Source organism: Streptomyces polygonati, from assembly GCF_042650325.1.
Classification (GTDB): domain Bacteria; phylum Actinomycetota; class Actinomycetes; order Streptomycetales; family Streptomycetaceae; genus Actinacidiphila; species Actinacidiphila polygonati.
The window spans coordinates 110,588-119,261 of the sequence record NZ_JBHSBB010000007.1; the positions used below are offsets into that span (position 1 = coordinate 110,588).

Below are 8,674 nucleotides of genomic sequence, written 5' to 3' on the forward strand. Positions count from 1 at the left end.
CCGCCCGGACCGCCTACTCCGGCAGCGGGACCACGCTCGCCGTCTCGAAGAAGAAGTCGTCGATGCCGCGGACGGCCTCCAGGAAGTCGTCCAGGTTGACCGGCTTGGTGACGAACGCGTTGGCGTGCTGGTTGTACGCCGCCGAGATGTCGCTCGGCGTGGAGGACGTGGTGAGGACCACCACCGGGATCATGCCGAGCGCCTCGTCCTCCTTGAGCACCGCCAGCAGCTCGCGGCCGTTCATCCGCGGCATGTTCAGGTCCAGCACGATCAGATCGGGCCGCGGGTTGTCCGGCGACCGGAGGTACTCCAGCGCGGCGATGCCGTCGTTGGCGCGCCGGATCGACCGGGTGGCGACACCGCGGTCGCTGAGCGCCTCCTCGATCAGGAGCGCGTCGGCGGGGTCGTCCTCGACGAGGAGAACGCGGTAAGTGCGTGTGGGGAGAAGGGCGTTCACTGAGGCACTCCTGCGTATCTGGGCGGGGACGGGACGGGACGGCGGCCGGGCGGTGAAGACCAGCCCCGGCCAGCGCCGGCGGGCGCCCTGGCGGGTGATCCCCCAGGCGCGGCCGAGGTCGGGATAGGTGGCTCCCCGGCGGGCGGCGGCCGACGCCTCCTGAGCGGCCCGGCTGTCCACCGCCCGGAGGATGTAGGACAGTACCCGCAGCCGGGCCAGCGGGTCGTCGGCGGTCGGGCCGCCGCCCGGGGCTCCGCCGCGGTCCGCGCCGGAGCCGTCGTCGAGCCGCCCGGCGGCCTCTCCGGCGCCATCCCCCGGCCCGTCCGCCGTAGGGAAGGCCTGGGTGGCCAGCCTGCGGGCGAGATCCTCGACGGCCCGCTCGGCGAGGGCGGTCAGTGCGCCGTGGTCGAGCTGCGGGATGGACTGCTCAGGTGGCACGGTTTCACCTTACGAGTTGGCCCGAGCGGGTGACAACCAAAGTTGTCCCGCTGGGTAACATGGCGCGGTCGTGGTCATCGAGCGGCACCACGGTCCCGCTGTCCGCAGCGGGCGGGACATCGAGGAGTCACCGTGACGGGCGTGATACCGACAGAAGAGGACGGGTACTCCCGCGTCCGCCCCCGGGCGGTGGCGCTAGCGGGCCGCCCCGACGGCTGGACCACCCGCAGGTGGCTGGTGGCGGGCGCCTGCGCCGCCCTCGTCGTGCTGGCCGCCCTGGCCGTCACCGGCGGCTGGGTGTTCGCGCGCTCCACCCAGATCTCCAACCGGCTGGTGGACCAGAGCACTCCGGCCCTGGTGGCCTCCGTCCAGCTGGAGCAGTCGCTTACCGACCAGGAGACCGGGGTACGCGGCTACGGGCTGACCGGCCAGCCGTCCTTCCTCGACCCCTACACCTCCGGTCTGGCGCAGGAGAAGGACAGCACCGTGCGGCTGCGGACCCTGCTGGCCCACGACAAACCCGGCCTGGCGGACCTCGGGCGCCTGCTGGACAGCGCGCGGACCTGGCAGCAGGACTTCGCCGTCCCGGTGGCGGCCGAGCCCGGCGGCGCGCCGATCAAGCTGGCCACCGCGCGGGCCGATCGGGGCAAGCGGGAGTTCGACACCGTCCGCGCCGCCTCGGACCACCTCCAGCTGACCCTGCAGAACGCCCGCGACCACGCGAGGTCCGATCTGCAGGGCGCCCGGGACTTCCGCGATGTGATCTTCTCCGTCATCGCCCTGGTGATCGTCGCCATGACCGGCCTGGTCTTCGCCGGCCTGCGCCGGGGGGTCACCCTGCCGCTGGGCCGGCTCTCCGACGACGTGCGCAAGGTGGCCGAGGGGCACTTCGACCACCGGGTCTCCGCCTCCGGGCCGGCCGACCTGCGCAGCCTCGCCCAGGACGTGGAGTCGATGCGCGAACGCCTGGTGGCCGAACTCGCCTTCAGCGACACCGCGCGCGGCCAGCTCGACGAGCAGGCCACCGACCTGCGCCGCTCCAACGCCGAGCTGGAGCAGTTCGCCTATGTGGCCTCGCACGACCTCCAGGAGCCGCTGCGGAAGGTGGCCAGCTTCTGCCAGCTCCTCCAGCGCCGCTACGGCGACCAGCTCGACGACCGCGCCGGGCAGTACATCGAGTACGCGGTCGACGGCGCCAACCGGATGCAGACCCTGATCAACGATCTGCTGGCCTTCTCCCGGGTGGGCAGGCTGCACTCCGACACCTCGACGGTCGACCTGGAGCAGCTGTTCGCCCGCACGGTCGACGCGCTGAGCCTCACCGTGGAGGAGGCCGGGGCCGAGGTGACCCACGATCCGCTGCCGGTCGTCACCGGTGACGGCACCCAGCTGGGGATGCTGCTGCAGAATCTGGTCTCCAACGCGATCAAATTCCGCTCGCCCGAGCGTCCGGCGCGCGTTCATGTCTCCGTCGAACGGCAGGACGCCCTCTGGTCGTTCGCCGTCGCCGACAACGGGATCGGGATCGCCCCGGAGTTCGCCGAGAAGGTGTTCGTGATCTTCCAGCGGCTGCACACCAGGGACGCCTATCCCGGCAACGGCATCGGTCTGGCGCTGTGCAAGAAGATCGTGGAGTTCCACGGCGGCTCGATCACCATCGACCCCGACCACAGCCCCGGCACCCGCTTCACCTTCACCCTGCCGGGCCCGGCCGCCGCCCCCTCCTCCGATGCCGCCACCGCCGCCGCCACGATCGCGGACCGGGAAGCGGACGCGGCCACCGGCGCCGCCGAGGCGGTGACCCGGTGAGTGCCGGCGACACCGCGGAGACCCCGGCGCTGACCGCGGTCTCCTACCGGATCCTGCTCATCGAGGACGACCCCGGCGACGCGCTGCTGGTGGAGGAGTATCTCGCGGACGCCTCGCTCCCCGTCGACCTGCAGTGGTGCCAGACGCTCGCCGACGGCATGGCCAGCGTCGGGCGCCGGGCCCCCGACTGCGTACTGCTGGACCTGCACCTGCCGGACGCCTCGGGCACCGGCGCCGTCACCCGGCTGCAGAACGCCTGCCCGGCGGCGGCGATCATCGTGCTCACCGGGCTCGCCGAGGCGAGCGCGGGCATCGACGCGGTCGCCTCCGGCGCCCAGGACTACCTGGTCAAGGGCACCGTCAGCGGCGAACTGCTGGACCGGGCGGTGCGGTACGCGGTCCACCGCAAGCACGCCGAGCGCACCGCAGCCGAACTGCGGGCCAACCAGCACCGGGCCCAGGAGAACAGCCGGCTCGAACGCAGCCTGCTGCCCGTCCCGATGCTCAGCGGCACCGCGGTGACCCCCACCTCCTGCTATCTGCCCGGCCGGGAGGGCGCGCTGCTGGCGGGGGACTTCCTCGACGTGGTGGAGACCCCGGACGGCACCGTGCACGCCGTGATCGGCGATGTCAGCGGGCACGGTCCGGACGAGGCCGGCATCGGTGTGTGCCTGCGGATCGCCTGGCGGACCCTGATACTCGGCGGCCACCGCGGCACCGACCTGCTCTCCTTGATGGAGCAGATCCTGGTGGCCGAGCGGACGTACTCCGCGATGTTCGCCACCGTGGCGACACTCTCGCTGGACCCCGCCACCAGCCGCCTCGACGTCACGCTGGCCGGTCATGAGACACCGCTGCTCATCGAGGGCGGCGCGGTCCGGCCGCTGCCGGCGCCCGGCGGGGTCGCGCTCGGTCTCATGCCCGGCGCGGCCGAGTGGCAGCCGGCCCGGACGCAGCTGCCGCCCGACGCGGCACTGCTGCTCTACACCGACGGCCTCACCGAGGGCCACACCGGGTCCGGCGGCGACCGGCTGGGCACCGGGGGACTGATCTCGATCATCGAGCAGGCCCCCGATCCCACCGGCCAGGCGCTGATCGACCACCTGACCACCGTCACCCGCGAGCTCGACGCCGGCCGGCACCTGGACGACGTGGCGATCCTGCTGCTCAGCCGCGGCCGCTGAGCGGCGCCGAGCGCGGGCGCCGAGCGGGCGCCGGTCCCGCGGCGGGACGCACGACGGCCGTCGAGCGACGGTCTGGCGTCGCTGACGGCCGTTCGGTCCTCCGCCGGTCCCCGCGCGCCCTCCGGGCGGCGCGGGGAGCGCCGGGTCAGCTCTGCTGGCGGACCGGCAGCTTCCATCCCGCACGCGGGAAGTGGCAGGTGTACCCGTCCGGATACCGCTCCAGGTAGTCCTGGTGCTCGGGCTCGGCCTCCCAGAAGGGTCCGGCCGGCTCGACCTCGGTGACGACCTTGCCCGGCCACAGGCCGGAGGCGTCGACGTCGGCGATGGTGTCCTCGGCGACGCGCTTCTGCTCGTCGTCCAGGTAGAAGATCGCCGAGCGGTAGCTGAGGCCGATGTCGTTGCCCTGGCGGTTCTTCGTGCTCGGGTCGTGGATCTGGAAGAAGAATTCCAGCAGCGAGCGGAAGTCCGTCTGCTCGGGATCGAAGGTGATCTCGATGGACTCCGCGTGGGTGCCGTGGTTGCGGTAGGTGGCATTGGGCACGTCGCCACCCGCGTAGCCGACCCGGGTCGCGGTCACACCCGGCTGCCGGCGGATCAGGTCCTGCATGCCCCAGAAGCATCCGCCCGCGAGCACGGCCTTCTGCGTCTGCGCGGCCATCTCGTCCTCCCTGTCCTCGTGAGATTCCCCCGGTGTGTCGAACAGGATGCGGCACCCCGGTATTCCTTGGTCATCGCCGGTCCGCGACCGCCGCCGGGGCGGGTCGCGGAAGCCCGCGGGCCGACCGTACGGCGCAGGGGCCACCGGGAATCCCGGTGGCCCCTGTACGCTCGCGGTCCGGCGTCAGTCCTTGAAGACGTCCTTGATCTTTTCCTTGGCCTCGCGGGCGTCGCCCTTGGCCTTCTCGGCGCGGCCCTCGGCGGTCATGGACTCGTTGCCCACGGCCTTGCCGATGGTCTCCTTCGCCTTGCCCTTGGCCTGCTCGACCTTGGCGTCGGTCTTCTCGTGGTCGTTCTCGTGCTCGGACATCGCGGTCACTCCCCATGCTGTCGTCATTGTCCCACTGACCCGCCTTGCCGACGATCGGCCGCCGAAACCCGTGCGGGCCGTGTGATCGGGTGCCGCCTGTGCGTACGGCGGGTCACTACGAGTTGCTACGGTGTGCTACCCGGTGTCACCGCGGGTCGAAGGGTGCCAGGCCCCTGCCGGTGACCGGGATGACCCCGGTGCCCACGGTGACCGCGCCCGGCGTGAAGGTGCCCTCGCGGCCGTCCGGCAGGCGCAGGGTGCACGGGCTGGTGGCCACCGCGAACATGTTCACGTCGGTGTCGGCTTCGAGATGGCCCGACCAGGTCCTGAGCACGGTCGTCCCGGTCGGGTCGTTGCGGATGAAGAGCTCGGCCTCGACGGGGAGGGAACCGCTGCTCGTCACCACGGTGGCGGGGCCGATGTAGGCCTCCGTCGGCTGGTTGTCCTCGATGTCGTCCATGGCGGGCGCCTGCCCGGAATACCGCCCTGAGTCACCTGCCCGGCGCAACCTCTCCGCGCCGGGCCGGCCGGACGCCCCGCCGGGCGGCGCGGCGCCTCACTTCCCGCTGTGCGAACCGGCCCGGGCCAGTGTGCTGGCCGCCTTGGACTTCTCCGCCTTGGTGGCCTTCTTGTCGCCCAGCACCTTGGCGGCCGCCGTGACCGCCTTCTTGCCCGGCGCCTTCTTCGGCGTCTGCGCGAGGGCGCTGCCCGCCGCGGTCTTCTCGGCGCTGCCGGCCTTGGCGTTCTTCACCGTCTTGCCGGCCGCGGACGCGGACTTCGGCTTGGTGACCTTCGATCCCGCCTTGCCGCCCTTGCCGGGCGCCTGGGACAGCGCGCTGGCGGCGGCGGTCTTCCCGGCCTTGTCGGTCTTCGAGGCCTTGACGGTCCGGCCGGCCGCGGCGGCCGCCTTGGCCTGGGTCTGTCCGGTGCTTTTCACCTTGGTCATGGTCGGTGCCTTCATTCCTTCGTGTGTCGCTCCGTGGGCTCCCCGGTGGCTCGCGCGCGGGTCCTTCGCGGTCCCTTTTCGGTCCTGTGTTCGACCCCGGGTGACACCCCCTATGAGGGGCGCCTACCCGAACTCCGTTGCGGGGAACAGCCGATGACCGCGCGGGGCCGGCCGTCCGGCCGCCCGGGGCCGCGCCGCGACCGGCCCGGACCCCCCGATCCGGGGCCACCCGGGCGGCGCAACACGGCGTGCCGGACCGGACGGCGCGTGCTCCAGTGTGAGAGGAAACCCGGGGGCAAGACGAGCCACAGCCGGCTCAGTACGACCGGCGGGAAGCAGGAATCCATGAGGGCACTGGCACGCGGTCCAGCATTGGTCGGCGAGATGTCGGCGGAGTTCGCCGGCACGATGATCCTGATTCTGTTCGGCACCGGTGTGGTGGCCCAGGTGGCCGCCGGCGGACTGACGGTGCCCCCGGGCGGGCTGGGCGACCACGACAGCATCTCCTGGGCGTGGGGCTTCGGCGTCACCCTCGGCGTCTATCTGGCGGCGCGGCTCAGTGGCGCGCACCTCAACCCCGCGGTCACCCTCGGCCTGGCGACCTTCAAGGGCTTCCCGTGGCGGAAGGTCGTGCCCTACTGGTGCGCCCAGTTCCTCGGCGCCTTCTCGGCGGCGCTGCTGGTGCGCTGGAACTACACCGAGGTGCTGGCCAGGGTCGACCCCGGTCACACCTTCAAGACGCAGACGGTGTTCTCCACCCTGCCCGGCAACGGCAACACCGCCTTCGGGGTGCACGAACTCGGCGCGTTCCGCGACCAGATCATCGGCACCGCGATCCTGCTGATCCTGATCCTGGGCATCACCGATGTGCTGAACAACCCGCCGGGAGCCAACCTCGGCCCGTTCATCATCGGCCTGGTCGTGGTGGCGATCGGCATGGCGTGGGGAACCGACGCCGGCTACGCCATCAACCCGGCACGTGACCTGGGCCCCCGGCTGGCGAGTTACGCCACCGGCTACAACACGGCCTGGCGAGATCAATTCGGCAACATCTACTGGTGGGTGCCGGTCGCCGGCCCCTTCGTCGGCGCGCTGATCGGCGGGTTGTTCTACAAGCTGTTCGTCGGGCACTTCCTGCCCGGCGCGGCACCCGAGCCTCCCGGACGGGCCCCCATTCCCGAGCCCCCGGGACGGACCCCCGCTTCCGAGGCCTGAGCCCCGACCGCGCACATCACGAGAGGCAGCAACCCATGGCGGACTTCGTCGGCGCGGTGGACCAGGGGACCACCAGCAGCCGCTTCATGATCTTCGACCACGACGGCAACGAAGTGGCGAAGCATCAGCTGGAACACACCCAGTACCTGCCCAAGTCCGGCTGGGTGGAGCACGACCCGGTGGAGATCTGGGAGCGCACCAACGTCGCCATCCAGAACGCGGTGCGCGCGGCCGGCATCTCGGCGAGCGACCTGACGGCCATCGGCATCACCAACCAGCGCGAGACCACCGTTGTATGGGACCCGCGCACCGGCCGGCCGTACTACAACGCGATCGTCTGGCAGGACACCAGGACCGACCGCATCGCCTCCGCGCTGGAGCGGGAGGGCCACGGCGACCTGATCCGGCAGCGGGCGGGACTGCCTCCCGCGACGTACTTCTCCGGCGGCAAGATCAAGTGGATCCTGGAGAACGTCGACGGGGTGCGCGAGGCCGCCGAGCAGGGCCACGCGATCTTCGGCAACACCGACGCCTGGGTGCTGTGGAACCTCACCGGCGGTCCCAACGGCGGCATCCACGCCACCGACGTCACCAACGCCAGCCGCACCATGCTGATGGACCTGGAGACGCTCGACTGGGACGAGGAACTGCTCGGCATCTTCGGCATCCCGCGGGCGATGCTCCCGAAGATCAACCCGTCCTCGCACGCCGAGGCGTTCGGCACCACCCGCACCTCCCGGCCGCTGAGCGCCCCGGTGCCCATCACCGGTGTGCTCGGCGACCAGCAGGCGGCCACCGTCGGGCAGGTCTGCTTCGCCGTCGGCGAGGCCAAGAACACCTACGGCACCGGGAACTTCCTGCTGCTCAACACCGGCACCGAGGCGGTGCACTCGCGCAACGGCCTGATCACCACCGTCGCCTACAAGTTCGGCGACGCCCCGGCCGTCTACGCCCTGGAAGGCTCCATCGCGGTCACCGGCTCAGCGGTGCAGTGGCTGCGCGACCAGCTGCACATCATCAGCAACGCCCCGGAGAGCGAGCGGCTGGCCAAGACGGTCGACGGCAGCGACGGCATCTACTTCGTGCCGGCCTTCTCCGGTCTGTTCGCGCCGTACTGGCGCTCCGACGCCCGCGGCGCGATCGTCGGCCTGGCCCGCTTCCACACCAACGGGCACCTGGCCCGGGCCACCCTGGAATCCATGTGCTACCAGAGCCGTGACGTCGTCGAGGCGATGGAGCAGGACTCCGGCGTGCACCTGGACGTCCTCAAGGTGGACGGCGGCGTCACCGCCAACGAGCTGTGCATGCAGATCCAGGCGGACGTCCTCGGCGTCCCGGTCAGCCGGCCGGTCGTCGCCGAGACCACCGCCCTGGGCGCCGCGTACGCGGCCGGTCTGGCCACCGGTTTCTGGCGCGACACCGACGAGCTGCGCGCGCACTGGCATGAGTCGCGCCGCTGGGAGCCGAGCTGGACCGAGGAGCAGCGCGCCGACGGCTACGCGGGCTGGAAGAAGGCGGTCGAGCGTACGTACGGCTGGGTCGACGTCGACTAGGAGACCTGGTCGGGCCGTCGGGGCATCGGGGCGGCAACGGCGACA

Annotated in this window: 9 protein-coding genes; 4 read left to right on the plus strand and 5 right to left on the minus strand. The window is 71.7% G+C overall.

Annotated elements, in window-relative coordinates; genetic code table 11:
- Positions 1 to 13: 13 nt before the first annotated feature.
- Positions 14 to 895: a response regulator gene (locus ACFO3J_RS06850; protein WP_386427138.1), complete on the minus strand. Its 882-nt coding sequence runs from the start codon at positions 893 to 895 to the stop codon at positions 14 to 16.
- Between the two features lie 141 nt (positions 896 to 1,036).
- On the opposite strand from ACFO3J_RS06850, the gene ACFO3J_RS06855 reads away from it, so the two are divergent.
- On the plus strand, positions 1,037 to 2,704 hold the full coding sequence (locus ACFO3J_RS06855; protein ID WP_386427788.1) for a sensor histidine kinase: 1,668 nt from the start codon (positions 1,037 to 1,039) through the stop codon (positions 2,702 to 2,704).
- Positions 2,701 to 3,888: a PP2C family protein-serine/threonine phosphatase gene (locus ACFO3J_RS06860; protein ID WP_386427140.1), complete on the plus strand. Its 1,188-nt coding sequence runs from the start codon at positions 2,701 to 2,703 to the stop codon at positions 3,886 to 3,888. Before ACFO3J_RS06855 ends, ACFO3J_RS06860 begins: the two co-directional genes overlap by 4 nt.
- A gap of 145 nt (positions 3,889 to 4,033) precedes the next feature.
- On the opposite strand, the gene msrA is transcribed toward ACFO3J_RS06860, so the two are convergent.
- The 4 genes from msrA to ACFO3J_RS06880 all read right to left on the minus strand — a co-directional run bounded on the left by msrA (position 4,034) and on the right by ACFO3J_RS06880 (position 5,861).
- Positions 4,034 to 4,546 (minus strand): peptide-methionine (S)-S-oxide reductase MsrA, encoded by a 513-nt coding sequence (msrA, locus tag ACFO3J_RS06865; RefSeq protein ID WP_386427142.1) that lies wholly within the window; start codon positions 4,544 to 4,546, stop codon positions 4,034 to 4,036.
- Positions 4,547 to 4,729: 183 nt separating this feature from the next.
- Positions 4,730 to 4,915, minus strand: a complete 186-nt coding sequence (locus tag ACFO3J_RS06870; protein ID WP_386427790.1) for a CsbD family protein — start codon at positions 4,913 to 4,915, stop codon at positions 4,730 to 4,732.
- Between the two features lie 145 nt (positions 4,916 to 5,060).
- Positions 5,061 to 5,375 (minus strand): hypothetical protein, encoded by a 315-nt coding sequence (locus ACFO3J_RS06875; RefSeq protein WP_386427144.1) that lies wholly within the window; start codon positions 5,373 to 5,375, stop codon positions 5,061 to 5,063.
- 96 nt (positions 5,376 to 5,471) lie between these two features.
- Positions 5,472 to 5,861, minus strand: a complete 390-nt coding sequence (locus ACFO3J_RS06880) for a hypothetical protein (RefSeq protein ID WP_386427146.1) — start codon at positions 5,859 to 5,861, stop codon at positions 5,472 to 5,474.
- A gap of 345 nt (positions 5,862 to 6,206) precedes the next feature.
- Between ACFO3J_RS06880 and ACFO3J_RS06885 the strand changes: the two genes are divergently transcribed.
- On the plus strand, positions 6,207 to 7,076 hold the full coding sequence (locus tag ACFO3J_RS06885; protein ID WP_386427148.1) for an MIP/aquaporin family protein: 870 nt from the start codon (positions 6,207 to 6,209) through the stop codon (positions 7,074 to 7,076).
- A 35-nt stretch (positions 7,077 to 7,111) separates the two neighbouring features.
- Positions 7,112 to 8,629, plus strand: coding sequence for a glycerol kinase GlpK (glpK, locus tag ACFO3J_RS06890; protein ID WP_386427150.1), 1,518 nt, complete (start codon positions 7,112 to 7,114; stop codon positions 8,627 to 8,629).
- Positions 8,630 to 8,674: the final 45 nt, after the last annotated feature.

Bases quoted from the DNA above. Each gene is read 5' to 3' on its own strand.
- ACFO3J_RS06875 (WP_386427144.1), bottom strand. From the start codon at position 5,375: ATGGACGACATCGAGGACAACCAGCCGACGGAGGCCTACATCGGCCCC.
- ACFO3J_RS06880 (WP_386427146.1), bottom strand. From the start codon at position 5,861: ATGACCAAGGTGAAAAGCACCGGACAGACCCAGGCCAAGGCGGCCGCC.
- msrA (WP_386427142.1), bottom strand. From the start codon at position 4,546: ATGGCCGCGCAGACGCAGAAGGCCGTGCTCGCGGGCGGATGCTTCTGG.
- ACFO3J_RS06885 (WP_386427148.1), top strand. From the start codon at position 6,207: ATGAGGGCACTGGCACGCGGTCCAGCATTGGTCGGCGAGATGTCGGCG.
- glpK (WP_386427150.1), top strand. From the start codon at position 7,112: ATGGCGGACTTCGTCGGCGCGGTGGACCAGGGGACCACCAGCAGCCGC.
- ACFO3J_RS06870 (WP_386427790.1), bottom strand. From the start codon at position 4,915: ATGTCCGAGCACGAGAACGACCACGAGAAGACCGACGCCAAGGTCGAG.